This window comes from Micromonospora sp. Llam0 (assembly GCF_003751085.1).
In the GTDB taxonomy this organism is placed as follows: domain Bacteria; phylum Actinomycetota; class Actinomycetes; order Mycobacteriales; family Micromonosporaceae; genus Micromonospora_E.
In genome coordinates, this window is sequence record NZ_RJJY01000001.1 from 1,971,328 (window position 1) to 1,995,692 (window position 24,365).

A 24,365-nucleotide genomic window follows, 5' to 3' on the forward strand; every position below is an offset into this window, starting at 1 on the left:
CCCGTTGACGGTTGCTGTGGGTGGTTAGGCCGGTAGGCTCCCGCCGTGCGTGGAATCCTACTCGCCGGCGGCACCGGCTCTCGGCTCTGGCCGATCACTCGCGCGGTGTCGAAACAGCTCATGCCGGTATTCGACAAACCGATGATCTACTACCCGCTCGCTACCCTGATCATGTCCGGCATCCAGGAGATCCTGGTCGTGACCACACCGGAGGATCAACCGCAGTTCCGTCGACTGCTCGGCGACGGTGCGCAGTTCGGGCTGCAGCTGAGCTACCGGGCCCAGCCCCGGCCGGAGGGCATCGCCCAGGCGTTCGTGCTCGGCGCGGACTTCATCGGCGACGAGTCCGTCGCGCTGATCCTGGGCGACAACATCTTCCACGGCATCGGTCTGGATCGGAAGCTGTCCGACCACGCCGACCTCACCGGCGGCCTGATCTTCGCCTACCCGGTGGCCAACCCCGAGGCGTACGGCGTGGTCGACTTCGACGCCGCCGGGCGGGTCCTGTCGATCGAGGAGAAGCCGAAGCGGCCGCGGTCGCGCTACGCGGTGCCCGGGTTGTACTTCTACGACAACCAGGTGGTGGAGATCGCTGCGGGGCTGAAACCGAGCGACCGAGGTGAGCTGGAGATCACCGCGGTCAACGAGGCGTACCGCCGGGCCGGTCAGCTGTCGGTGACCGTGCTGGACCGGGGGACGGCCTGGCTGGACACCGGCACGTTCAATTCGATGGTGCAGGCCGCCGAGTTCGTCCGGGTGATCGAGGAGCGCCAGGGCATGAAGATCGGCTGCGTCGAGGAGTCCGCCTGGCGCGCCGGTCTGATCGACGACGATCAGCTGCGCGCCCTCGCCGAGCCGCTGACCAAGAGCGGTTACGGCAGCTACCTGCTGAGCCTGATCGAGGAGCGCCACGACCACCGGTTGTCCGATGCCGGACCGGCCGAGGAGGCCTGATGAAGATCCGGGAGCTCGAGATCGAGGGCGCCTGGGAGGTCACCCCGCAGCAGCACGGTGACCCGCGCGGGCTGTTCCTGGAGTGGTACCGCTTCGACCACCTGGCCGGGGCGGTCGGGCATCCGCTACGGCTGGCCCAGGGCAACCTGTCGGTCTCGGCGCGCGGCGTGGTCCGGGGTATCCACTTCGCCGACGTGCCGCCCGGTCAGGCCAAGTACATCAGCTGTGTACGGGGCGCGGTGGTCGACGTGATCGTGGACCTGCGGGTCGGTTCACCGACGTTCGGCCGCTGGACGGCGGTGCGACTCGACGACGTGGACCGCCGCGCGGTCTACCTCAGCGAAGGACTCGGGCACGGGTTCTGCGCGATGTCCGACGACGCCACCCTGAACTATCTCTGCTCGACCACCTACAACCCGCGCGCGGAGCACGGCGTGCATCCGCTCGACGCCGACCTGGCCGTCGACTGGCCGGTCGCCGCGCCGCAGCTGTCCGCCCGCGACGACGCGGCCCCGACACTGGCCCGGGCCCGCGCCGACGGCCTGCTGCCGGACTACGGCCGCTGTCGGGAGTTCGCTGCCCGGCTTTCCGCTGGCGAGTCGCCGTACGCGCCTGGCCAATAACTCTGCGCGAAAGCGACCTGTCGGGCGTAGTTCGCCCGACAGGTCGGCCGAGACTGACCACGGAGCCCTCGGGGCGGCTAATGTCTGGTCATGGAACGGCGAATCTTCGGGCTCGAAACCGAGTACGGTGTCACCTGCACCTACCGCGGCCAGCGGCGGCTGTCGCCGGACGAGGTGGCGCGCTACCTGTTCCGCCGGGTGGTCTCCTGGGGGCGGTCCAGCAACGTCTTCCTCCGCAACGGGGCCCGGCTCTACCTCGACGTCGGATCCCACCCGGAGTACGCCACCCCGGAGTGTGACTCGGTCACCGACCTGGTAGCGCATGACCGGGCCGGCGAGCGGATCCTCGAAGGGCTGCTGGTGGACGCCGAGAAGCGCCTGCATGACGAGGGCATCGCCGGCGAGATCTACCTGTTCAAGAACAACACCGACTCGGCCGGCAACTCGTACGGCTGCCACGAGAACTACCTCGTCTCCCGGCACGGCGAGTTCGGTCGGCTGGCCGACGTGCTGATCCCGTTCCTGGTCACCCGGCAGCTCATCTGCGGTGCCGGCAAGGTCCTGCAGACGCCGCGCGGGGCGGTCTACTGCCTGTCCCAGCGGGCCGAGCACATCTGGGAGGGCGTCTCCTCGGCGACCACCCGGTCCCGGCCGATCATCAACACCCGCGACGAACCGCACGCCGACGCCGAGCGGTACCGCCGGCTGCACGTCATCGTCGGTGACTCCAACATGAACGAGGTGACCACGCTGCTCAAGGTCGGCAGCGCGGACATCGTGCTGCGGATGATCGAAGCCGGCGTCGTCATGCGGGACCTGTCGTTGGAGAACCCGATCCGGGCGATCCGCGAGGTCTCCCACGACATCACCGGCCGGCGCAAGATCCGCCTCGCCTCCAACAAGGAGGTCAGCGCGCTGGAGATCCAGCAGGAGTACCTGGCCCGGGCGACCGAGTTCGTCGAACGCCGGGGCGGCGACCAGACCGCCAAGCGGGTCGTCGAGCTGTGGGGCCGGGCGCTGCGCGCGGTCGAGACCGGTGACCTGGATCCGGTCGCCCGGGAGATCGACTGGGTGACCAAGTTGAAGCTGATCGAGCGTTACCAGCGCAAGCACGATCTGCCGCTGTCCCACCCGCGGGTCGCCCAGATGGATCTGGCGTACCACGACCTGCGCCGCGGCCGCGGGCTGTACGCGCTGCTGGAGCGGCGCGGACAGGTCGACCGGGTGGCCACCGACCCGGAGATCTTCGAGGCGAAGGAGACGCCGCCGCAGACCACCCGGGCCCGGCTGCGCGGCGAGTTCATCCGGCACGCCCAGGAGAAGCGGCGGGACTTCACCGTCGACTGGGTCCACCTCAAGCTGAACGACCAGGCCCAGCGCACCGTGCTGTGCAAGGACCCGTTCCGGGCCTACGACGAGCGGGTGGAGCGGCTGATCGCGAGCATGTGAGACGGTAGGCTCACCGGACGATGGCTGAACCGACCCGCGACGATCCCGCGCCGCCGACGTTGCCGACGACACCGTCCGCCGCCGGGCGGCCGAGCCCGTTTCCCCGGACCGAGACCTGGCTCGAGCGGCGGCGCAACAAGATCGCTGCGGAGATCGCCCGCAACCGCCGTGGCGAGTACACCGTGCCCACCTGGGTGCTCGCCACGGTGTTGGCACTCATCCTGGGTGCCTGGGCGGTCCTGATCATCGTCAGCTGAGCCGGTGCCGCCGGGTCAGCCGACGCTGTCGCCGCCGGCCAGCGCCGCCGCGTGCCGGCCGGCGGCCGCGCAGGCCAGGAAGTACGCGTGGTCGCCGGCCAGGTCCCGGCCCATGGTGCGCAGCGGCACCGGGCTGGCCCGCAACGCCGCGTCGAGACCGTCGGTGGCGACCCGTACCGCGCGGTGCCGGCCGATCGGCGCTACCAGTTGACCCAGCGCGGCGGCCACGTCGTCGGCGATCTCCGCCTGCAGGTCCGCCGGGATCACCAGGTCCGCCGGGGCGAGCGCCACCCGGCCGTACGCGGTGCTGCTGTGGTGCGACAGGCCGCGGTGACGCGGCCGCGGGTCGTCGGCGGAGATGCGCAGCGCGCCGACCGGCCGCCCACCGAGCGTGGCGGCGGCGTTGACCGCCTCGCCGACCCCGACGCCGGAGAAACCCCATCTGGTGCCGGTGCCGAGGTTGCCCGGACCCTGGCAGACCACCGTCACGTCGGCGGCCAGCACGTGCCGGGCGGCCAGCAGCCCGCTGTGGACGGTGGTGGCCTCCAGATCGCCGCCGAAGCACTGGCCGACGGTCACCGTGCCGGCGAGCGTGCCGGACAGCCCGTCGAGGGTCCGGGAGAAGCCGGCGGGCAGCGCCCCGCCGTCGGTCATCACGTACCCGACGCGCAGCCGGGGCCGGTCGGCGAGGACGCCGGCGACGATCGCCGGCAGCGCCGAGTGCAGGTCGGCGGTGACCACCGGCATCCCGGCCAGGTCCTCGGCGTCGGCCAGCACCTGCCGGTGCGGTGACGCCTCCTCGTCGACCCCGCACACGATCGCCTGCAGCGGGGTGTAGCGGGCCTTCACCAGATGCCCGTCGGAGCGGTCCCGCCCGCCCGGCGGGTCCGGCGGCAGCCGGTCCGGCACCGCCACCACCAGGGCATACCCGCCGGTGCCGAGCCCCATCAGCAGCGCCGAGACGTTCAGCAGCACCCGGTCGCCGGGTTCGGGTTCGCCGACCAGCTCCGGGTAGGCCACCGCGCGTACCGGCTCCCCGTCGACCGCGACGTCCAGTTCGACCGCCCCCCGCCACCGCCGCCGGACCGCGGTGACCCTGCCGTCACGCCATCGCACCATGCCGGGCACGCTAACCTGCACCTCCGTACGGCGGCCGGGCGGGGCGGTCACTGCCCCGCCGACACTGCTAGCGTCGTGCCGTGTCCCGCAACCGGACCGAACGCCTGGTCAATCTCGTGATCTGCCTGTTGTCGACGCGGCGCTTCCTGACCGCCGCGCAGATCGCCGCGACCGTACCCGGCTACGAACACGATCCGTCCGACGTCCGCGACCACGAGGCGTTCCAGCGCAAGTTCGAGCGGGACAAGGCGGAGCTGCGTGACCTCGGCGTGCCGCTGGAGACCGGCGCGGCCAGCGCCTTCGACAGCGAACCGGGCTACCGGATCGCCCACCGCGAGTACGCGCTGCCGGAGATTCCGCTGGAGCCGGAGGAGGCCGCCGCGGTCGGCATCGCCGCCCGGCTGTGGCAGCACGCCGGGCTGGCCGCCGCCGCCTCGTCCGGGCTGGCCAAGTTGCGGGCCGCCGGCATCGACGTGGATCCGCAGGCCACCCTCGGGGTGGAGCCGGTGGTGACGGTCGACCCGGCGTTCGCCGCGCTGACCGCCGCAGCCCGCGACCGGCGGCCGGTGACCTTCGACTACCGGGTGCCCAGCGGTGACATCCCCACCCGGCGGCGGCTGCAGCCCTGGGGGGTGGTCTGCTGGCGGGGCCGCTGGTACGTGGTCGGCCACGACCAGGACCGTGCGGCCACCCGCTGCTTCCGGTTGTCCCGGGTGGTGGGCGCGGTGCGGCTCGCCGGTCGGGCCGGCAGTTTCTCCCCGCCGACCGACGTCGACCTGATCAGTCACGTCGCCCGCTGGTCGGACCCGGTCGAACGTACCGGCGTGGCCACCGTGCTGACCGGGCCGGGCCGGGCCGCCGGCCTGCGGCGCGGCGCGGAGTCCTGCGTCCCGGGCCCGGACGGGGACCGGCTGACGCTGCGCTACGCCGAGCCGGAGGCGCTCGCCGGCCAGCTGGCCAGGTACGGCGCCGACGTGCGGGTGCTCGATCCGCCGGAGCTGCGCGAGCTGGTGATCCAGCGGCTGAAGGAGATCGTGGTGGCGCACCAGCCGGCCGGTGCGGAGGTGCGGGGGTGACCACGTCCCGACCGACCGGCTCGCGGGCCTCCGCCGACCGGCTCGCCCGGCTGCTCAACCTGGTGCCCTACCTGCTGGCCCGGCCGGGCGTGGAGATCGCCCAGGCCGCCGCCGACCTGGGCACCACCGCCCGTCAGCTGCGGGAGGACCTGGAGCTGCTGTGGGTGTGCGGGCTGCCCGGCTACGGTCCGGGCGACCTGATCGACATGGCGTTCGACGGCGACCGGGTGACGATCACCTACGACGCGGGGATCGACCGGCCGTTGCGGCTGACACCGGACGAGGCACTGGCCCTGGTGGTGGCGCTTCGGATGCTGGCCGAGACGCCGGGGCTGGCCAACCGGGACGCCGTCGAGCGGGCGCTGGCCAAGATCGAGGACGCGGCGGGTGAGTCGGCCGGTGCCCCGGTGGCGGTACGCCTGCCCGGTGACACGGCCCGGCTGGACCGGCTGCGGTCGGCGGCGCAGAGCGGTCGGGCGGTGCGGATCACCTACTACACGGCGGCCCGCGACGAGACCACCGATCGGGTCGTCGACCCGATCCGGGTGCTCATGATCGGCGGTCGGGGCTATCTTGAGGCCTGGTGCCGGCGGGCCGAGGCGGTCCGGCTGTTCCGGGCCGACCGCGTCGACGCGCTGGTCGAGCTGGACCAGCCGGCCGCCGTACCGCCGCAGGCCGGTCGGCACGAGCTCCGGGAGGCCGCGTTCCAACCCACGCCGGACCTGCCGTCGGTGGTCCTGCGGGTCGGCCGGTGCGGCCGGTGGATCACCGAGTACTACCCGTGCGAGGACGTCCAGGTCGAACCGAACGGCGAGTGGCTGGTCACCATGCGGGTCACCGACCTGGCCTGGGCCCGCCGGTTCGTGCTCGGGCTGGGCCCGGACGTGACGGTGGTCGCTCCGGCGCAGTTGGTGGCGCAGGTGCACGCGGCCGCGTCCGCCGCGCTCGCCGCGTACGCCGTACCCGGTGGTGCACCGGCTGCGGACCTGTCCGCTAGCGGCTAGTCTGCTCAGGTGCTGACCTGGATCGTTCTCGCCGTGCTGGGATGCGCGCTGTTGGTGCTCGTCGGGGCGGTCCGTCCGGTGTTGACCCGGTTGCCGGCGCTGCGCCGTGCCGCGCTCGCCCTGCAGCGCCGTCAGGGCGAAGCGGAGGCGTTGGCGGCGCAGGCCGAGCGGCTCCAGCTGCGGCTGGCGCAGCTGGAGCAGAGCCTGGCAGCGGCCGCCGCCCGGTCCGGACGGGCCGGGGACCGGCCGGACCGGCACGGCTGACCAGCCGGTCACGTCGACCTGGCCTGTTCGGCCACTGCCCGCGTGGTGCCGGTCAGCGTTGTGCCCGCTGTGGTTGACGGGTCAGTTGATCGTGGTCGAGACTTCACCGACCAGGCCAGATCGACCCGGTCTGGCAGGTGGCGGAGCCGGCGAACGCACGTACGATGGGCTCGTCACCACCCGACGCACCGACTGGAGCTATGCCATGCATGCCCTGAAGCCGTGGCACATCGCCGTACTTGTGGTCGTGCTGATCCTGCTCTTCGGCGCCAAGCGGCTGCCGGACGCGGCGCGGTCGCTTGGCCGCTCCCTGCGGATCATCAAGGCCGAGACCAAGAGCCTCGCCGACGACGACAAGGACCTCGCCGAGAAGGCCGACGCTCAGCACGGCCGCGCGCCGTACCAGGCCGAGCCGGTGATCGAGCCGACCAGCGTGCATCAGCCGGGATACCAGCCGCCGCCGGCCCCGGCGGCCGATCAGCCGCAGCGCGTCCGCGACGCCAACTGACCGGAAAGGTCTCCTGCCGTGGGCTTCGCCCTGCGTCGGCGCGGTCCGAGCAACTTCGACCGTGCCTCCGACGGCTCGATGACCCTGATCGAGCACTTTCGTGAGCTGCGTACCCGGCTGTTCTGGGCCTCGCTGGCCATCGTCGTCGGGCTGATCGTCGGCTACTTCCTCGCCGATCCGGTGTACCATCTGCTCAAGCAGCCGTACTGTCAGCTGCCCGACACCGGAGAAGTGACCGCCGACGGCACCTGCCGGGACTTCCTGCAGTTGTCGCCGGCCGACGGCCTCGTCCTGAAGCTGAAGCTGGCGCTCTGGCTCGGCCTGATCGTGGCCGGCCCGGTCTGGCTCTACCAGCTCTGGGCGTTCATCGCTCCCGGCCTGCACCGGCATGAGCGCAAGTGGGCGTACGTCTTCGTCTCCATCGCCGCGCCGCTGTTCCTGGCCGGTGCGATGCTCGCCTACTTCGTCGTCGACAAAGGGCTGGCGTTCCTGCTCGAAGCCGGTGTCACCGGGTTGTCCACCCAGCTCGAGGTGACCCGGTACATCTCGTTCGTGACCACGATGATCCTGCTGTTCGGGGTCGCGTTCGAGTTCCCGCTGGTGCTGTTGATGCTCAACTTCACCGGCGTGGTCAGCGCACGCCGCCTGCTCAGCTGGTGGCGTGCGGTGGTCTTCGTCTGCTTCGCGTTCGCGGCGGTCGCCACCCCGGACCCCGGCCCGTTCGGGATGACCCTGCTGGCGTTGTGCCTGGCGCTGCTGTACTTCGTCGCGGTCGGGGTGGCTTTCCTCAACGACAAGCGCCGGGGCCGCGGCAAGGAGGTGTACGCCGGGTTGGACGACGACGAGGCGTCACCGCTGGACGACGACCCGCAGCCGGTCGCGGTCGCCGAGCGGACCGAGACGGTCACCCCGGTCGTGCCGACCCAGCCGGTGCCGAAACCGTTGCCGATCGAGCGTCGCTACGACGACATGACGTGACCGGGCCGGCCGGCGGTCCGTCCGCCGTCGCGCCCGGCTCGGTGGCGGTGCTGGCGAACCCGGCGGCCGGCCGTGGCCGGCACTCGGCAGTCCTGCCGTTGGTCCGTGACCTGCTGGCCGCGACCGGGCGGCCGGTGCGGCTGCTCACCGCCGTCACCGCCGAGCAGGCGGCGAGCGCCTGCCGGGCCGCGGTGGCCGGCGGTGCGGCCGCAGTGGTGACCGTCGGCGGCGACGGCACCGTGCACCTTGCCCTGCAGGCGCTCGCCGGCACCGACGTCCCGCTGGGCCCGGTGCCGACCGGCACCGGCAACGACTTTGCCTCCGACACCGGTTTCCCGGCCGATCCGGCCCGCGCGGCGGCGGAGATCGCCGCCGCCCTGCGCGCCGGCCGCAGCCGGCCCGTCGACCTGGCCCGGGTGTCCGCACCGGGCCGACCGGACCGGTGGTTCGGCGCGGTGCTGGCCGCCGGATTCGACGCGGTCGTCAACGAGCGGGCCAACCGGATGCGCTGGCCGTCCGGGCCGCGCCGCTACGACCTGGCAATTCTGGTCGAGTTGGCGCGGCTGCGGCCGCGCCGCTACCGGATGGTGCGCGACGGCGAGCGGGACGACTTCGACGCGGTGCTGGTCGCGGTCGGCAACTGCGCCAGCTACGGCGGCGGGATGCGGATCTGCCCGGCGGCCGACCCGACCGACGGGCTGCTCGACGTGGTGGTGGCCGGGCCGGTCTCCCGCCGTACGCTGATCCGGATAAAGCCGCAGGTCCGGCGGGGCGGTCACGTCGACCACCCGATGGTGCGCAGTCTCCGGGCCCGCCAGCTGACGATCGACGCGCCGGACCTGGTCTGCTATGCCGACGGTGAACGGCTCGGCCCGCTGCCGGTGACCGTCACCGCCGTGCCGGGAGCGCTGCGGCTGCTGCGGTGATCACCGGTCCGGCTCGCCGGTGGCCAGGTCGAGCACGGCCGCGAGTCCGTTGGCCCGACCAGGGTCGGCCGCCGGCAGCACCAGCGCCGCGCAGCCGGCCCGTACGGCGCCGGCGTCGGCCGGGGTGTCGCCCACCATCAGTGTGCGCTCCGGATCGACCCGCAGCATCCCGCAGGCCCGCAGGAAGATCGCCGGGTCGGGTTTGCAGCGGCCCACCTCGTAGGACAGCGCCCAGGCGCCGATCAGGTCGGCAAGGCCCCAGGCGGCGAAGTGCGGGCGGATGTCGAAGCCGATGTTGCTGACCACGGCGACCGGCACCCCGGCGGAGTGCAGGGCCCGTAGCGTCGCGGCGGTGTCCGCGTACGGCAGCCACCCGTCCGGGCCGAGCAGCCGCTGATAGAGGGCGTCAGCCAGGCCGTCTACCCCGCTGTCGACCGTCGCGGCCAGCCCGGTGTACGCGGCCCGGTGCGCCTGCGGGTACAGGTCGCGGTCGGCCCACACCTCGGCCAGTTGCGCGGGGACCCGGGTGGGCAGCGGCCCGCCGGCCCGGCCGGCGGTCAGCAGCCGGTCGGCGAGGACGGTCGCCCGCCCCCGGTCCAGGGTCACCCCGCATGCCTCGGCACCCTGGACGACCCAGCGGACCGGGTCCTCGACCTGGGCGAGGGTGCCGTGAAAGTCGAACAGGACCGCCTCGACCGGGCGGCGTCGTGGCCGGTCGGCCGGTTCGTACCCGGGACCGGCGGATGTGTCGTCGCGGGGGCGTTCGGGTTGATCCGGCACGCCTGCACCTTATCGAGCCGGTTCGGCGGCCCGGTAGGTTGCCCTAACCCGAGTGGCCGCCGCCGCTGCTCGACCCTCGGCGCCCAGGAGTGACGAGACCCCTGACCGGGACGCCACCGGCCGGCTGCGATTAATCTTGCGGTATGTCGAGCCCCGCCGAGCGGTACGCCGCAGCGCGCCGCCGGGCCGCGCAGGCCGCCGCCTTTCCCGCGCTCGGGGAGTTCGCCCTCGATCTCGGTTTCGATCTGGACGACTTCCAGCGGGCCGCCTGCCAGGCCCTGGAACGGGGCAGCGGGGTGCTGGTCTGCGCGCCGACCGGGGCGGGCAAGACGGTGGTCGGCGAGTTCGCGGTCCACCTGGCGCTGCGGGCCGGTGCCGCGCCGGCCGGCGGCCCACCGCGCAAGTGCTTCTACACCACCCCGATCAAGGCACTGTCCAACCAGAAGTACCACGATCTGGTCGACCGGTACGGTGCCGCCCAGGTGGGGCTGCTGACCGGGGACAACGCGATCAACGGCGACGCGCCCGTGGTGGTGATGACCACCGAGGTGCTGCGCAACATGCTGTACGCCGGTTCGGCCACTCTCGACGGCCTGGCCTACGTGGTGATGGACGAGGTGCACTACCTCGCCGACCGGTTCCGGGGCGCGGTCTGGGAAGAGGTGATCATCCACCTTCCGTCGTCGGTCACCCTGGTGTCGCTGTCCGCGACGGTGTCCAACGCCGAGGAGTTCGCCGACTGGCTGGTCACCGTCCGCGGCGAGACCGAGGTGGTGGTCAGCGAGCACCGCCCGGTCCCGCTGTGGCAGCACATGCTGGTGGGGCGGCGGATGTTCGACCTGTTCCACGACGCCGACGCGGCCCGCAAACACGACGTGCATCCGGAGCTGCTGCGCTACAGCCGGGAGATGCTGCGCCGGCTGGAGCTCGGCGACGGCCGAACCCACGGGCCGGGTTGGGGTCGGTCCGGTGGTCGCGGCCCGCGTTGGCGGCCCCCGCTGCGGGCTGACGTGATCGAACGTCTGGAGCGGGAGGGTCTGCTGCCGGCGATCCTGTTCGTGTTCAGCCGGGCCGGGTGCGATGCCGCCGTCGCCCAGTGTCTGGCCGCCGGGCTGCGGCTGACCACCCCGGAGGAGCGCGCCGAGATCCGTCGGCTGGTGGAGTCGCGGCTGTCCAGCCTGCCGGCCGAGGACCTGTCGGTGCTCGGCTACTGGGGCTGGCTGGACGGGCTGGAACGGGGCCTCGCCGCGCACCACGCCGGCATGCTGCCGGCCTTCAAGGAGGTCGTCGAGGAACTGTTCGTCCGGGGCCTGATCAAGGCCGTGTTCGCCACCGAGACGCTGGCGTTGGGGATCAACATGCCGGCCCGCTGTGTGGTGCTGGAGCGGCTGGTCAAGTTCAACGGGGAGGCGCACGTCGACCTGACCCCGGGCGAGTACACCCAGCTGACCGGGCGGGCCGGGCGGCGCGGCATCGACGTGGAGGGCCACGCGGTGGTGGTCTGGTCGCCGGAGGTCGATCCACGGCACGTCGCCGGGCTCGCCTCGACCCGGACCTACCCGCTGCGGTCGAGTTTCCGACCGTCCTACAACATGGCGGTCAACCTGGTCGGCACCGTCGGTTTCGACGCTGCCCGGGAGCTGCTCGAGTCGTCCTTCGCCCAGTTCCAGGCGGACCGGTCGGTGGTCGGCCTGGCCCGGCAGGCGCAGCGCAACACCGAGACCATCGAGGCGTACGGCGTCGAGGTGCGCTGCGACCTCGGCGACTTCGACGCGTACTTCGATCTGCGGGTGGCGATCGCCGACCGGGAGCGGGAGCTGGCCCGGCAGGGTCAGCAGCAGCGGCGCACTGCGGCGGTCGACTCTCTGGAGCGGCTGCGGGTCGGTGACGTCATCCGGGTGCCGTCGGGTCGGCGGGCCGGGTTGGCGGTGGTGCTCGATCCGGGCGCGGGTGGGTTCGGCGAGCCCCGCCCGCTGGTGCTGACCCAGGACCGGTGGGCGGGCCGGGTGTCGGCCGGCGACTTCACCGTCCCGGCGGAGGTGCTGACCCGGATCCGGGTGCCGAAACACTTCAACCACCGGTCACCGGCGGCCCGGCGGGATCTGGCGGCGGCGGTCGCCGGGACGGGCCTGGGCCGCCACGGCGGCCGCCGCCGGGGGCGGGCACGCGGTGACCGGGACGACGACCGGGTCACCCAGTTGCGCGCCGAACTGCGTCGGCACCCCTGCCACAGCTGTCCGGACCGGGAGGAGCATGCCCGCTGGGCGGAACGTCGGCACCGGTTGGCCCGCGACACCGACGAGCTGCGGGCCCGGGTGGCGGGCCGTACCGGGTCGTTGACCCGGACCTTCGACCGGGTCTGCGGCCTGCTGACCGACCGCGGCTACCTGACGTCCGACGGTACGGTGACCGACGCCGGGCGGATGCTGGCCCGGATCTGGACGGAGGCCGACCTGCTGGTCGCCGAGTGCCTGCGTCGCGGTGTCTGGGACGGTCTGGCGCCGGCGGAGCTGGCCGCCGCGGTGTCGGTGGTGGTGTACGAGGCCCGGCGCGACGTCGACGAGCGGGCGGCGTTGCCTCGGGGGGCGGTCGCTGCCGCGGTGGACGCCACCACCACGATCTGGGCGGGCCTGGAGGCCGACGAGGCGGCCGCTGGCCTGGAGTCGACCCGGGAGCCGGATCTCGGCTTCGTCTGGCCGATCTACCGGTGGGCCCGTGGCGAGCCGCTGGCCAAGGTGCTGGCCAGCGGGGACAGCCTGGACGGGGAGATGCCGGCCGGGGACTTCGTCCGGTGGGCCCGGCAGGTCGCCGACATGCTCGGGCAGCTGGCCCAGGCCCGGGGTACGTCGCCGCAGTTGGCGCGGACCGCGGCGCAGGCGGTGTCCGCGCTGCAGCGCGGCGTGCTGGCGTACCAGATGACGGGGTGACTGCCGGTCGACGGTCGAACTGCGTGCCGTAGTCGCCGGTACCGGTGGTGCGTCACAATGTCGACACGGCCCGGCGAAACAACCGAACGATCGCTTGCGAAGACCCTTTCTGCTGCTCACCATCGGTCCGGGGAGTACCAGCCTGTGGTTCGGGCCTGAGGGGGCGGACGTGGCAGAGATCGATCATTTCGAATATGGCTTCATTACGCCAACGCTGAGCTACGCGTTGTCGGTGCTCGGTTCGTTTCTCGGACTGATCTGCGCCGTGCGGGTCCGCGAGTCGAATACCCCGGGCCGGCGGGCCTGGTGGCTGTCGCTGTCGGCCTTCGCGATCGGTGGCACCGCCATCTGGACCATGCATTTCATGGCGATGCTCGGCTTCAGCGTGGCCGGCACCCAGATCCGGTACGACATCGCGATCACCATCGCCAGCGCGGTGATCGCGATCGCCGCGGTCGCTTTCGGGCTGTTTCTGGTCGGCTTCGGCCGCCCGTCGCTGGTGAAGATCCTGCTCGGTGGGGTCATCACCGGCCTGGGCGTGGCCGCGATGCACTACACCGGGATGGCCGCGATGCGGCTCAACGGCGACATCGACTACGCCCCGGGCCGGGTGACCCTGTCCGTGGTGATCGCGGTGATCGCGGCGACGGTGGCGCTGTGGCTGGCGGTCACGGTCCGCCGGCCGCTGGCGATGACCGGGTCCGCGCTGCTGATGGGCGTCGCGGTCAACGGCATGCACTTCACCGGCATGACGGCGATGTCGGTGCACCTGCACGAGCCGACCGGCGTGCTCAACGGTGCGACCGCGGCCACCTTGCTGGTACCGATCGGCGTGGCGGTGCTGCTCGTGGTGATCGGCCTGGTGTACGCGGTGCTGTCGGCCCCGACCGAGGAGGACCGGGCGGCGGCGGCGTACCTCGACGCGCGGATCGCCGAGCGGCGCAGCACCCCACCGCCGCCCCCGGCTCGGCCGAACGGGTTCACCCCGCTGCGCAGCGGCTCGAACACCAGCGGTGAGCAGAATGCGTCGAGCCGCTCAGGCGGGTTCAACGGGTTCAACGCCTGACCCGGTACCGTCCGTACCGCCGGACCCCCCAGCGCCGAGCGCCATCGCGTCGACCAGCCGCCGGCAGGAACCCGCGAGGTTCCACCGGTCCGCCAGCTCCATCAGCCGCCCGGGGTCGGCCGGTGCGGTAGGCAGCCGCACCGGTTCGACCGCCAGGTCGAGGTCCCGGGCCACCCGTACCACGGTCGGCGCGACCGCCAGGTAGTCGCGGGCGGCGGCCAGCCGGGCCCGCAGACCGGGAGCGAACCCGGACCGTGGGTCGTCCAGCGCCGCGACCAGCCCGGCCAGATCGCCGTACCGCTGCAGCAGCCGCGCGGCGGTCTTGGCGCCCACGCCCGGAACTCCCGGCAGGCCGTCGCTCGGGTCGCCGCGCAGCGCGGCGAAGTCGGCGTACCCGGCCGGCGGCACCCCGAACCGCTGCTCGACGGCCGCGCCGTCACAGTCCTCCAACTTGGCGACCCCCCGGCCGACGTAGAGCAACCGGACCGGGTGGTCGTCGTCGACCAGCTGGAACAGATCCCGGTCGCCGGAGACCACCTCGACCGGGCCGGCCTGCCGGGTGGCGAGCGTACCGAGCACGTCGTCGGCCTCGTAGCCGGCCACGCCGACCGCCGGCACTCCCAGCGCGGACAGCACGTCCAGCAGCACCGGCAGCTGCGGCACCAGGGTGTCCGGGACGATCTCCCCGCCGGTGGGTGCCACCCGGTGTGCCTTGTACGACGGCAGCAGCCGCACCCGCCAGGCGGGCCGCCAGTCGTGGTCGAGGGCGCAGATCAGCCGTGCCGGGCGCCGCCGGGTGATCAGCGCGGCCAGCATGTCGAGGAAACCGCGTACGGCGTTGACCGGTTCGCCGTCGGCGGTGCGGGCGGCGGACTCGGGCACCCCGAAGTACGCCCGGAAGTACAGGCTCGGGGCGTCGACGGCGAGCAGGGGGTCGGATCGGTTCACGCGCTACAGCCTCGCACAGCCCGGTGACACCGCCGGTTGTCCGGCCCGGCAGTCGGGGCGGTGCGGCAGGCTGCCGACATGAGCTTCCTGCCCGGCCTGGAGCTGAGCCGCCGGTTTCACCACGCGGTGGTTGCGCCGACGATCGCCGCCCGGTTTCCCCGGCTGCGCTACGCCGCAGCCCGGATGGACACCGGTTCGGAGCTGTTCGGGTTCGACACGGAACGCTCCCGCGACCACGACTGGGGCCCACGGGTGCAGGTGTTCCTCGACAGCGCCGACGCCGGCCTGGCCGACCAGGTGTGCGCCGCCGTCACCGAGGATCTGCCGGCGTCCTTCCTGGGCTTCCCGACCAGGTTCGCGCCGGACGCCGACCGCAGTCTGGGGGTGCCGGCGCTCGACGGTGCCCGGCACGGGGTGACGGTGACGGACGTGGCTGCCTGGTGCCAGCGGGTGCTGGGCTTCGATCCGGCCGACGGGCCGGGCCGGCTGGACTGGCTCGCCACCCCCACTCAGCGGCTCGCCGAGTTCACCGCCGGGGATGTGTTCCACGACGCCCTGCCGGACGTGGTGGCCCGGTCGGCCGGGGTGGTCGGTGGGCTGACCGGTCGCCGCGCGGTTCTCGCCTGGTACCCGCCGGACATCTGGCGGTACGTGCTGGCCGCGGCCTGGGCCCGGGTAGCCGGCGAGGAGCCGTTCGTCGGCCGGTGCGGGGAGGTCGGCGACGAGATCGGCGGCGCGGTGGTGACCGCCCGGATCGTGCGGGACCTGATGCGGCTGGCGTTGCTGGTCGGCCGCTGCTATCCGCCGTACCACAAGTGGCTGGGCAGCGCGTTCGCCCGGCTGCCGGACGACGACGGGCTGTGCGCGACGTTGGCCGCGGCGTTGTCGGCGACCGGATGGAGCGTGCGGCAGCGGCGGCTGTGCCAGGCGTACGAACTGCTGGCGGTGCGGACCAACCAGCTCGCGCTGGCCGCGCCGGTGGAACCGACGGTACGGCCGTTCCGGGACCGGCCGTTCCTGGTGCTCGACGCGGCCCGGTTCGCGCGGGCCCTGTGGTCGGCGATCGGTGACCGCGGGCTGCGGGCGGTGCCGGTGCTGGGGGCGGTGGATCAGGTCGTCGACCACACCGCGCTGCTCACCGATGTCGCGCGGACCCGCATGGTGGTGGGTTGTGCCCTGGGGCTGGACCACGACGGGACGCAGCCAAACGAACGTTAAGCTGGTGGGGTGTCGATCGGCACCGCCGGCCCGCCACAGCGGACCGGCGCCGGCCCGCTCACCACCCTGGAGCGCACCACCATGACCGTCGAACGCGTCCTGCCCACGCCCGAGGCATACGACCTGATCGAGTTGGCCACCGAGCTCGCCGACCGGGAGCTGGCCGGCCGGGCCGCCGATTTCGAGGCGCGGGCCGAATTCCCCCGGGAGGTGGTCCGCACCCTCGGCCGGGCCGGCCTGCTCGGCCTGCCGTTCGCGGAGTCCGACGGCGGCGCGGGCCAGCCCTACGAGGTGTATCTGCAGGTGCTGGAGGTGCTGGCCAGCCGCTGGTTGGCGGTCGCCGAGGCGGTCAGCGTGCACACGTTGTCCTGCTATCCGGTGGCCGAGTACGGCAGCGACCGGCAACGGAAGCTGCTGCCGGAGATGCTCGGCGGTGAGTTGCTCGGCGCGTACTGCCTCAGTGAGCCACAGGGCGGGTCGGACGCGGCGGCGCTGACCACCCGGGCGGTTCGCGACGGCGACGAGTACGTGGTGTCGGGGACGAAGGCGTGGATCACCCATGCCGCGGTGGCCGACTTCTACAACGTCTTCTGCCGCACCGGCGGACCTGGAACGCGGGGCATCTCGTGTCTGTTCGTCCCGGCCGGCACCGCCGGCGTGCTGCCGCAGCCGGCGGAGCGCACCATGGGCCTGCGCTCCTCCCCGGTCGCCCAACTGGTGTTCGACCAGGCCAGGGTGCCGGCGGATCACCTGGTCGGTGCCGCGGGCACCGGCTTCGGTGTGGCGATGTCCGCGCTGGCCGCCGGCCGGCTGGGGATCGCCGCCTGCGCGGTCGGGCTGGCCCAGGCGGCGCTCGACCACGCGGTCGGCTACGCCCGGCAGCGGGAGCAGTTCGGCCGGCCGATCATCGACCTGCAGGGGCTGGGGTTCCTGCTGGCGGACATGGCCACCCAGGTGTCGGCCGCCCGGGCGGTGACCCTGGCCGCGGCCCGGTTGCGCGACGCCGGTCGGGCGTACGCCGTCGAGGCGGCCAAGGCCAAGCTGTTCGCCACCGACGTCGCGATGAAGGTCACCGTCGACGCGGTCCAGGTGCTCGGCGGGTACGGCTACGTGGCCGACCATCCGGTGGAGCGGTACCTGCGGGAGGCGAAGGTGCTGCAGATCGTGGAGGGGACGAACCAGATCCAGCGGGTGGTGATCTCCCGGGCACTGGCCCGGTGACGGTAGGTTTCTCGCCGTGGAAGAGACCGATCGCGCTATCGTCGCCGCGCTGACCACCGACGGCCGCGTGTCGTACACCGATTTGGCCGAGCGGGTGGGCCTGTCGGTGTCGGCGGTTCATCAGCGGGTGCGCCGGCTGGAGCAGCGCGGGGTGGTCAACGGCTACACCGCCCGGGTGTCGTACGAGGCGGTGGGGCTGCCGTTGAGCGCGTTCGTCGCGATCCGGCCGCTGGACCCTTCCCAGCCGGACGACGCCCCGGAACGGCTGTCGCATCTGGCGGAGATCGACTCCTGCTATTCGGTGGCGGGGGAGGACTTCTACCTGTTGCTGGTCCGGGTAGCGAGCCCGGCTGACCTGGAACGGCTGCTGCAGGAGATTCGGACGGCGGCGAACGTCACCACTCGGACGACAGTGGTGCTGTCCACTCCGTACGAGTCGCGTCCGCCGAAGCTGGTCTGAGTCTGCCGCCTGGCGGTGCTCGTCACGGCCGTGGATGCAGGGCTCTTCCTATCGTCCTAGGACGCACTAGACATCGTGCTCCGCACCGTTTGAAGCCCACGACACCGGGCATGCGGGAAGCACGGACGGAAACCGTTCGGTCAGGACCGCGATAGGAGTGATCGACCATGGGCATGACCGACAAGGCACGCAACAAGGCCGAGGAGCTCAAGGGCCAGGCGAAGGAGCGCTACGGCGCGGCGACCGACAACGAGCAGATGCGGGCTGAGGGCGCCGCCGAGGCGAGTAAGGCCCGGACCAAGGACGCGGGGGAGCACGCGAAGGACGCCGGCCGGAACGTACGGGACGCGTTCAGCGGCTGACGAGCAGCGGCCGGATCAGCCGGTGGTGGTCGTCCGTTGCCGGGACCACCACCGCTGTCCGGACTCCGGCAGCGTGTCGATCGGGTCGTAGTACGGGTACCGCCGCCCCAGGTCGTCGTCGGTGCCGTCGAGCGAGGTGCGGTAGTTCTTGGTCCAGTACGAGATGCCGTGCTCCCGGTCGTACTCGGTGAGCATGTGCACCCAGCGCTTGCCGACCAGCGGCACGTCGCACACGATCCGTGGGGTGGCGTAGCCCGGCAGATAACCCATCAGGTCGTGCTGTAACTGTTGCGCGGTCCGGACCGGGACCCGCCAGTGCTCGGCGTTGGGGATCATGTCGCAGAGATAGAAGTAGTACGGCAGGATGCCGGCTTCGCCCTGGAGCGCGAAACACAGGTCGAGCAGGCTGTGCAGGTCGGCGTTGACGCCGCGCATCAGCACTCCCTGGTTGCGGACGTCGCGGATGCCCACGTCGAGCGCGGTCTGGGCGGCTCGGGCGACCAGCGGGGTGAGTGACTGCACGTGGTTGACGTGGGTGTGGATGGCGAGGTTGACGCCGCGGCTGGCGGCAGTGCGGGCAACGCGTTCCAGGCCGGCCACGACATCGGGTTGCAGCCAGTGCTGGGGTAGGCCCATGAGCGCCTTGGTGGCCAGCCGGATGTCGCGGATGCTGTCGATCTCCAGCAGGCTCTGCAGGTAGCTTTCGAGATGCCGCCAGGGGAGGTTGGCCACGTCGCCGCCGGAGACGACGACGTCGCGGACTCCGGGGTGCCCGCGCAGGTAGTCGAGATGTGCCTGGTAGCGGTTGGTGGGCTTCAGGGTCAGGCGGAGTTTGTCGATGGTCGGGGTGGAGTTGCCGACCAGGTCCATCCGGGTGCAGTGCCCGCAGTACTGCGGGCAGGTGGCGAGGAGTTCGGCGAGGACCTTGGTCGGGTAGCGGTGGGTCAGTCCTTCCGCCACCCACATGTCGTGTTCGTGCAGCGAGTCGCGGCTGGCGTACGGGTGGGACGGCCAGTCGGTCCGGCGGTCGCTGGCCAGCGGGAGCATGTAGCGCCGGATGGGGTCGGCCCGCAGGGAGTCGCCGTCGGGTGCGCTGACCGGCACCATCGTGTTGATCATCTGCGGGGTGACCAGCATGGACATGGTGGCGTGTCGGCTCTGATCGGCGCCGAGTTCGGCGTAGAAGTCGTCGTCGACGAGGTCGCCGAGGACGGCGTGCAGTTGGGCGACGGTCTTGACGCAGTGGGCCCGTTGCCACTGGGCGGACTGCCACTGGTCGGGGGTGACGTCGCGCCAGCCGGGTAGTCGGGTCCAGTCGGGTTCGACGAGTTCGCGGCGCTGGTATTCGTACGGCTGGGGCAGCGTCGGGGTGGTTCCGGGGCTGTCCGCCGAGTTGGGTTGCGGCATCGGTCCTCCTGGCTCGGTGCGTCCGGTGGGGCGTACCGCACTCCTGGATAATTTCCTGTGTGTTGACTAGTCTGCCGTAAGTCTTCCGGTCTTGCTAGGTGCTAGGTGGTGATTCGGTTGTCCATCGGTGGCTCCGACGGGCCGCTGTCGTCTCCCGCGCAGGTGGCGGCAGACTGAGCTGATGACGACTCGTACGGTGGGTTCGGAGGCCGGGCTGCCCGTGGTGCTGTACCGGGGCGGCAGGTTGTACTGCCCGGCGGTGCCGGGAGCGACGGCGTTGGTGGTGCGTGACGGCCGGATCGGCTGGTTGGGTGCGGACGTGGACGCGCCACCGGCGGACGTCGTGGTCGACCTGGCCGGCGCGCTGGTGACTCCGGCCTTCGTCGACGCGCATGTGCACGCGACCGATACCGGTCTGGTGCTGTCCGGCCTGGATCTGTCGTCGGTGCGTTCGCCGGCCGAGCTGGTCGACCGGGTGGCCGGCTTTGCGGCGGGGCTGCCGGCTGACGCGGTGGTGCTGGGGCACGGGTGGGACGAGTCGACGTGGCAGCGGCCGGTGCCGCCGGACGCGGGGCAGTTGTCGGCGGCGTCGGGCGGACGGCGGGTGTACCTGTCTCAGGCGTCGATCCATTCGGCGTTGGTGTCGTCGGAGATGCTGGCGGCGGTGCCGGGCCTGGCGGAACGCTCCGATCCGCCAGGGTGGGTGCGGGAGGACGACCATCACGCGGTGCGGGCGGTGGCGTTCGGGTCGTTGACTTCGGCGCAGCGCAGCTCGGCGCAGCGGGCCGCGTTGGCTGCGGCGGCCGGGGCGGGTATCGCGGCGGTGCACGAGTGCGGCGGTCCGCAGACGTCGTCGGAGTCCGACTTCGTCGGCGTGTTGGCGATGTCGGGCGACGGCCTGCCGGAGGTGTACGGGTACTGGGGGGAGTTTCTGGGCGCGGCCCGGGCACGGGAGCTGGGTGCGGTGGCCGCCGGTGGTGACCTGTACGCGGACGGCGCGTTGGGGTCGCGGACGGCGTACCTGTCGCAGCCGTACGTCGACGACGGTGGCTGTGGCAGTTGTTTCCTGGACGCCGGTCAGGTCGCCGCGCATCTGGTGGACTGTGTCCGCTCGGGGGTGCAGGGTGGGTTCCACGCGATCGGTGACGCGGCGGTGGCGGCGGTCGTGGACGGCTTCGCGGTGGCGGCCGGCGAGGTCGGGGTGGAGCGGTTGCGGGCCGGCCGGCACCGGGTGGAGCACGTCGAGCTGGTCGACAAGCGGTTGATCGGGGCGTTCGTCGAGTTCGGGGTGGTGGCCAGTGTGCAGCCGGCGTTCGACCGGTTGTGGGGTGGTGAGAGTCAGATGTACGCGGCCCGGCTGGGCGTGGACCGGGCGTTGGCGTCGAATCCGTTCGGGGCGTTGCACGGGGTGGGTGTCACGTTGGCGTTCGGTTCGGACTCGCCGGTGACGCCGCTGGATCCGTGGGGTGGGGTGCGGGCCGCGGCTTCGCATTTCAATCCGGCGTCGCGGTTGGCGGTTCGGTCGGCGTTCGCCGCGCACACCAGGGGCGGTTGGCGGGCGTTGCCGCCGGGTGTGGTGCGGACCGCGCAGGAGGGGGCGTTGGCGCTGGGTGCGGCGGCGACGTTCGCGGTGTGGGAGACGCCGGCGGGTGTGTCGGCGGACGGTCTGCCGGTCCTGGTCGCGGAGGATCCGGCGCTGCGTGGGCCGGCGGATCCGACGCCGTTGCCGCGGTGTCTGCGGACGGTGCTGCGGGGTCGGGAGATCTTCGTGGCGCCGGATCGGGCGGCGGCCGGCGTGGGGTGAGCGGGGGTGGCCGGTGACACGCCGGTGGCGGTGGTCGATGTCGCTGGGCCGGGTTGACAGCACCGGGGGTGGCCCGCGTACCGTCTTTGAGTCCTACCACGGGAAGCGGCTGTTGTTCGCTTCGTTTCTTCGTCCGCTGGCCGAGCGACTGTTGTCGCAGTGTGGTTGTGCCGCTCGTGGATCGCCACGGGTGGTGTCCGCATCGGCCAGGTCCAGTGGGCGAGGGTCGGCGAGGCGGCGCGAACCGGCCGCGACTTTCCGGTGTACGGGCAGGTGGTCGTGCGGGGCCAGTAGACAACGGTCCGTCGGGGGCAGCCAGTTCCCGGTTGGCCGGTCCGAAGGTCGCCGTACGGTCGTCCTGCCACATCGGCGGGGGAGGGGCCTGGGAGCGCGGGGCGCGGCCGATCGGCCGCGCCCCGATTTCTCGTTTGGCGGCTGATGCGTCGCCGGCTGTGGCTGTCGTCGTGGGATGGGCGGGATTGCCGGTAGCCTTCGTCGGACGGATCGGTGGCTGCCGTGGGTGGTGGCCTGGCGGGCGGGTGGGGCTTCGACGTGGCGACGGTGGATACGGCGGTGGCGCCGGAGCGGTCGCGGCCGGTAGCGGTCGCGGCGGTGGGTGGCCCGTTGGGGTTGCCGTGGGCGACCGGTCTGGCGGTGTTGGCGGGCGTGGCGCTGCTGGTGGCTTTTCCGCCGTACGGCTGGTGGTGGGCGGCCCCGGTGGGGGTGGCGGCGTTGTCGGTGGCGGTGCATCGGCGTCGGTTGCGGGCGGGTGCGGGTCTGGGGTTCGTGGCCGGGGTGGTGTTCTTCGCGCCGTTGCTGAGTTGGACGAATCTGCACACGGGCAGTTTGCCGTGGGTGCTGCTGTCGGGGTTGCAGGCCAGTTATCTGGCGCTGCTGGGTGCGGTGGCGGCGTTTGTGTCTCCGGTGGTGGATCGTCGCCGGGTGGTGCTGTGGCCGGTGGTGGCCGGGTTGTTGTGGGTGGGGCAGGAGGCGTTGCGGGGTCGGACGCCGTTCGGTGGGTTCCCGTGGGGGCGGTTGGCGTTCAGTCAGGGTGATTCGCCGGTGTTGTCGTGGGCGGCGGTGGGTGGGGCGCCGTTGGTGACGTTCGTGGTGGCGGTGGCCGGTGGGGTGTTGGCTGCGGGGGTGTGGCGTTCCTGGCGTTCGTGGCGGGGTTTGGCGCCGGTGGCCGGGGGTGTCGTGGTGGCGGTGCTGGTGCTGCTGGTGGGTGGGTTGGTGCCGGTGGGGGGCGGGTCGTCGGGTTCGGTGGTGGTGGCGCTGGTGCAGGGCAACGTGCCGCGGATGGGGTTGGATTTCAACGCTCAGCGGCGGGCTGTGTTGGACAACCATGTGCAGGGCACGGTCCGGTTGGCGCGGCAGGTGGCGGCCGGTGAGGTGCCGGCGCCGGATCTGGTGGTGTGGCCAGAGAACGCCAGCGACGTGGATCCGATGCGTGATGCGCGGGCGGCGGCGAGTATCGATGAGGCGGCGGCGGCTGTGGGGGTGCCGATCCTGGTGGGTGCGTTGGCGTACGGGCCCGGTGTCGGGGAGGTGCGCAACGTGAGTCTGGTGTGGGAGCCGGGTTCCGGTGGTGACGTCGAGCAGGTGTACGTGAAGCGGCATCCGGTGCCGTTCGCTGAGTATGTGCCGTTTCGGCGGTTGGCGCGGATGGTCACCGACCAGGTGGATCTGGTGCGGGCGGATTTCGTGGCCGGTTCGCAGCCGGGTGTGCTGCGGGTGGGTCCGGTGGCGGTCAGCGGCATCATCTGTTTCGAGGTGGCCTATGACGGGTTGGTCCGTGACACGGTGACCGGTGGTGCGCAGGTGTTGGCGGTTCAGACGAACAACGCGACGTTCAATGAGGCCGAGGCGGCGCAGCAGTTGGCGATGGTGCGGTTGCGGGCGGTGGAGCATGGTCGGGCCGGGTTGATGGCGTCGACCGTTGGCATATCGGCCTTTGTCGATCAGAATGGGCGGGTGTCGCAGCCGACCCGGTTCAACACGGCGGCCGCCGTGGTGAGTGAGCTCGAGCTCGGGGCGACGCGTACTCTTGCGACTCGGATGGGTTTCTGGCCCGAAGCGGTGCTGGTGGTGTTCGCCGGCGCGGTGCTGGTCGCCGCGGTGTGGCTGCGGCGGCGGGTGGTCAGTTCGGATACGGAGGTACGGTGAGCGAGGCGGTGTCGGCGGGCGGTGGCCCGGAGGGCTACCCGGGTGTCGGTCGGGTGCTGGTGGTCGTCCCCACCTACAACGAGGCGGAGAACGTACGTTTGATCACCGCCCGGATCCGCGACGCCGTGCCCCAGGTCGACGTGCTGATCGCCGACGACAACTCGCCGGACGGAACCGGGGCGGTCGCCGATGAGCTGGCCGCCGCGGACGGTCAGGTGCATGTGCTGCACCGGCCGGGGAAGCAGGGTCTCGGCGCGGCCTACGTCGCCGGGTTCGGCTGGGCGCGGGAGCGCGGCTACGACGCGGTGGTCGAGATGGACGCCGACGGGTCGCATGCTCCGGAGCAGTTGCCGCAGCTGCTGGACGCGGCGCGGGACGCCGATGTGGTGATCGGTTCCCGGTGGGTGCCGGGCGGTGAGGTGGTGAACTGGCCCCGGCACCGGTGGGTGCTGTCGCAGGGGGCGAATCTGTACACCCGGTTGGCGTTGGGTATGCCGGTGCGGGACGCGACCGGTGGTTACCGGGTGTACCGGATCGCGGTGCTCGACAAGATCGACTACGCGAGTGTGTCGTCGCAGGGCTATTCGTTCCAGGTGGAGCTGACCTGGCGGGCGCACCGTGAGGGGTTCCGCATCGTCGAGGTGCCGATCACGTTTGCGGAGCGGGAGCAGGGCGCGAGCAAGATGAGCGCGTCGATCGTGCGGGAGGCGTTGTGGCGGGTGACCGTCTGGGGGGTTCGGGCCCGCCGGGACGGGTTGACCGGTCGGCGTCGAGACACGGCGCCGGCGCGCTGGCCGTGACGGCGGCGCGTGTCATGCTGGACAGGTGACGTGACGCCACGTTCGCAG

At 72.2% G+C, this 24,365-nt stretch carries 23 protein-coding genes; 19 read left to right on the top strand and 4 right to left on the bottom strand.

Annotation, left to right across the window (positions count from 1 at the left end; genetic code table 11):
- Positions 1-45 precede the first annotated feature (45 nt).
- The 4 genes from rfbA to EDC02_RS08855 all read left to right on the top strand — a co-directional run bounded on the left by rfbA (position 46) and on the right by EDC02_RS08855 (position 3,283).
- Positions 46-954, top strand: coding sequence for a glucose-1-phosphate thymidylyltransferase RfbA (gene rfbA, locus EDC02_RS08840; protein WP_123601520.1), 909 nt, complete (start codon positions 46-48; stop codon positions 952-954).
- On the top strand, positions 954-1,577 hold the full coding sequence (locus EDC02_RS08845; protein WP_123601521.1) for a dTDP-4-dehydrorhamnose 3,5-epimerase family protein: 624 nt from the start codon (positions 954-956) through the stop codon (positions 1,575-1,577). Before rfbA ends, EDC02_RS08845 begins: the two co-directional genes overlap by 1 nt.
- 90 nt (positions 1,578-1,667) lie before the next feature.
- Positions 1,668-3,026 carry a Pup--protein ligase gene (gene pafA, locus EDC02_RS08850; protein ID WP_123601522.1) on the top strand — a complete coding sequence of 453 codons (1,359 nt, stop codon included), beginning with the start codon at positions 1,668-1,670 and terminating at the stop codon, positions 3,024-3,026.
- A gap of 20 nt (positions 3,027-3,046) precedes the next feature.
- Positions 3,047-3,283 carry a hypothetical protein gene (locus tag EDC02_RS08855; RefSeq protein ID WP_370461436.1) on the top strand — a complete coding sequence of 79 codons (237 nt, stop codon included), beginning with the start codon at positions 3,047-3,049 and terminating at the stop codon, positions 3,281-3,283.
- A gap of 15 nt (positions 3,284-3,298) precedes the next feature.
- Here EDC02_RS08855 and EDC02_RS08860 read toward each other — a convergent pair whose 3' ends face one another.
- On the bottom strand, positions 3,299-4,402 hold the full coding sequence (locus EDC02_RS08860) for a DUF3866 family protein (protein ID WP_123601523.1): 1,104 nt from the start codon (positions 4,400-4,402) through the stop codon (positions 3,299-3,301).
- A gap of 80 nt (positions 4,403-4,482) precedes the next feature.
- Between EDC02_RS08860 and EDC02_RS08865 the strand changes: the two genes are divergently transcribed.
- From EDC02_RS08865 to EDC02_RS08890, 6 genes are all read left to right on the top strand, one after another.
- Positions 4,483-5,478, top strand: coding sequence for a YafY family protein (locus EDC02_RS08865; RefSeq protein WP_123601524.1), 996 nt, complete (start codon positions 4,483-4,485; stop codon positions 5,476-5,478).
- Positions 5,475-6,482: a YafY family protein gene (locus EDC02_RS08870; RefSeq protein WP_123601525.1), complete on the top strand. Its 1,008-nt coding sequence runs from the start codon at positions 5,475-5,477 to the stop codon at positions 6,480-6,482. Before EDC02_RS08865 ends, EDC02_RS08870 begins: the two co-directional genes overlap by 4 nt.
- 9 nt (positions 6,483-6,491) lie before the next feature.
- On the top strand, positions 6,492-6,746 hold the full coding sequence (locus EDC02_RS08875; RefSeq protein ID WP_123601526.1) for a hypothetical protein: 255 nt from the start codon (positions 6,492-6,494) through the stop codon (positions 6,744-6,746).
- A 205-nt stretch (positions 6,747-6,951) separates the two neighbouring features.
- Positions 6,952-7,254 (top strand): Sec-independent protein translocase subunit TatA, encoded by a 303-nt coding sequence (gene tatA, locus EDC02_RS08880; RefSeq protein ID WP_123601527.1) that lies wholly within the window; start codon positions 6,952-6,954, stop codon positions 7,252-7,254.
- Positions 7,255-7,272: 18 nt separating this feature from the next.
- Positions 7,273-8,232 carry a twin-arginine translocase subunit TatC gene (gene tatC, locus EDC02_RS08885; protein WP_123601528.1) on the top strand — a complete coding sequence of 320 codons (960 nt, stop codon included), beginning with the start codon at positions 7,273-7,275 and terminating at the stop codon, positions 8,230-8,232.
- Positions 8,229-9,158 (top strand): diacylglycerol kinase family protein, encoded by a 930-nt coding sequence (locus EDC02_RS08890; RefSeq protein WP_123601529.1) that lies wholly within the window; start codon positions 8,229-8,231, stop codon positions 9,156-9,158. The genes tatC and EDC02_RS08890 overlap by 4 nt, the downstream gene beginning before the upstream one ends.
- On the opposite strand, the gene EDC02_RS08895 is transcribed toward EDC02_RS08890, so the two are convergent.
- Positions 9,159-9,938 (bottom strand): HAD family hydrolase, encoded by a 780-nt coding sequence (locus EDC02_RS08895; RefSeq protein ID WP_123601530.1) that lies wholly within the window; start codon positions 9,936-9,938, stop codon positions 9,159-9,161.
- A 143-nt stretch (positions 9,939-10,081) separates the two neighbouring features.
- On the opposite strand from EDC02_RS08895, the gene EDC02_RS08900 reads away from it, so the two are divergent.
- A complete protein-coding gene (locus EDC02_RS08900) occupies positions 10,082-12,865 on the top strand; it encodes an RNA helicase (protein WP_123601531.1) in 2,784 nt (927 codons plus the stop codon).
- Between the two features lie 169 nt (positions 12,866-13,034).
- Positions 13,035-13,931: an MHYT domain-containing protein gene (locus EDC02_RS08905; RefSeq protein WP_123604637.1), complete on the top strand. Its 897-nt coding sequence runs from the start codon at positions 13,035-13,037 to the stop codon at positions 13,929-13,931.
- Here EDC02_RS08905 and EDC02_RS08910 read toward each other — a convergent pair.
- On the bottom strand, positions 13,902-14,879 hold the full coding sequence (locus EDC02_RS08910) for a 5'-3' exonuclease (protein ID WP_123601532.1): 978 nt from the start codon (positions 14,877-14,879) through the stop codon (positions 13,902-13,904). The two genes, EDC02_RS08905 and EDC02_RS08910, sit on opposite strands and share 30 nt — an antisense overlap.
- A gap of 78 nt (positions 14,880-14,957) precedes the next feature.
- On the opposite strand from EDC02_RS08910, the gene EDC02_RS08915 reads away from it, so the two are divergent.
- From EDC02_RS08915 to EDC02_RS08930, 4 genes are all read left to right on the top strand, one after another.
- Positions 14,958-16,097, top strand: coding sequence for a DUF4037 domain-containing protein (locus EDC02_RS08915; RefSeq protein WP_123601533.1), 1,140 nt, complete (start codon positions 14,958-14,960; stop codon positions 16,095-16,097).
- 81 nt (positions 16,098-16,178) lie between these two features.
- Positions 16,179-17,318 carry an acyl-CoA dehydrogenase family protein gene (locus tag EDC02_RS08920; protein WP_123604638.1) on the top strand — a complete coding sequence of 380 codons (1,140 nt, stop codon included), beginning with the start codon at positions 16,179-16,181 and terminating at the stop codon, positions 17,316-17,318.
- Positions 17,319-17,334: 16 nt separating this feature from the next.
- Positions 17,335-17,778 carry an Lrp/AsnC family transcriptional regulator gene (locus EDC02_RS08925; RefSeq protein ID WP_123601534.1) on the top strand — a complete coding sequence of 148 codons (444 nt, stop codon included), beginning with the start codon at positions 17,335-17,337 and terminating at the stop codon, positions 17,776-17,778.
- 173 nt (positions 17,779-17,951) lie between these two features.
- Positions 17,952-18,140 (top strand): CsbD family protein, encoded by a 189-nt coding sequence (locus EDC02_RS08930; protein ID WP_370461437.1) that lies wholly within the window; start codon positions 17,952-17,954, stop codon positions 18,138-18,140.
- 15 nt (positions 18,141-18,155) lie between these two features.
- Here EDC02_RS08930 and EDC02_RS08935 read toward each other — a convergent pair whose 3' ends face one another.
- Positions 18,156-19,547 (bottom strand): KamA family radical SAM protein, encoded by a 1,392-nt coding sequence (locus EDC02_RS08935; RefSeq protein ID WP_123601536.1) that lies wholly within the window; start codon positions 19,545-19,547, stop codon positions 18,156-18,158.
- A gap of 181 nt (positions 19,548-19,728) precedes the next feature.
- Here EDC02_RS08935 and EDC02_RS08940 point away from each other — a divergent pair, with 181 nt between their 5' ends.
- From EDC02_RS08940 to EDC02_RS08950, 3 genes are all read left to right on the top strand, one after another.
- A complete protein-coding gene (locus EDC02_RS08940; protein WP_123601537.1) occupies positions 19,729-21,351 on the top strand; it encodes an amidohydrolase in 1,623 nt (540 codons plus the stop codon).
- 573 nt (positions 21,352-21,924) lie between these two features.
- A complete protein-coding gene (gene lnt / locus EDC02_RS08945) occupies positions 21,925-23,517 on the top strand; it encodes an apolipoprotein N-acyltransferase (protein ID WP_370461528.1) in 1,593 nt (530 codons plus the stop codon).
- Positions 23,514-24,317: a polyprenol monophosphomannose synthase gene (locus tag EDC02_RS08950; RefSeq protein WP_199757552.1), complete on the top strand. Its 804-nt coding sequence runs from the start codon at positions 23,514-23,516 to the stop codon at positions 24,315-24,317. The genes lnt and EDC02_RS08950 overlap by 4 nt, the downstream gene beginning before the upstream one ends.
- Positions 24,318-24,365: the final 48 nt, after the last annotated feature.

What these genes read in the sequence shown, in the direction of transcription:
- EDC02_RS08845 (WP_123601521.1), top strand. Translation starts at nt 954, where the DNA reads ATGAAGATCCGGGAGCTCGAGATCGAGGGCGCCTGGGAGGTCACCCCG.
- pafA (WP_123601522.1), top strand. Translation starts at nt 1,668, where the DNA reads ATGGAACGGCGAATCTTCGGGCTCGAAACCGAGTACGGTGTCACCTGC.
- EDC02_RS08855 (WP_370461436.1), top strand. Translation starts at nt 3,047, where the DNA reads ATGGCTGAACCGACCCGCGACGATCCCGCGCCGCCGACGTTGCCGACG.
- EDC02_RS08860 (WP_123601523.1), bottom strand. Translation starts at nt 4,402, where the DNA reads ATGGTGCGATGGCGTGACGGCAGGGTCACCGCGGTCCGGCGGCGGTGG.
- tatA (WP_123601527.1), top strand. Translation starts at nt 6,952, where the DNA reads ATGCATGCCCTGAAGCCGTGGCACATCGCCGTACTTGTGGTCGTGCTG.
- EDC02_RS08900 (WP_123601531.1), top strand. Translation starts at nt 10,082, where the DNA reads ATGTCGAGCCCCGCCGAGCGGTACGCCGCAGCGCGCCGCCGGGCCGCG.
- EDC02_RS08915 (WP_123601533.1), top strand. Translation starts at nt 14,958, where the DNA reads ATGAGCTTCCTGCCCGGCCTGGAGCTGAGCCGCCGGTTTCACCACGCG.
- EDC02_RS08920 (WP_123604638.1), top strand. Translation starts at nt 16,179, where the DNA reads ATGACCGTCGAACGCGTCCTGCCCACGCCCGAGGCATACGACCTGATC.
- EDC02_RS08930 (WP_370461437.1), top strand. Translation starts at nt 17,952, where the DNA reads ATGACCGACAAGGCACGCAACAAGGCCGAGGAGCTCAAGGGCCAGGCG.
- EDC02_RS08935 (WP_123601536.1), bottom strand. Translation starts at nt 19,547, where the DNA reads ATGCCGCAACCCAACTCGGCGGACAGCCCCGGAACCACCCCGACGCTG.
- EDC02_RS08940 (WP_123601537.1), top strand. Translation starts at nt 19,729, where the DNA reads ATGACGACTCGTACGGTGGGTTCGGAGGCCGGGCTGCCCGTGGTGCTG.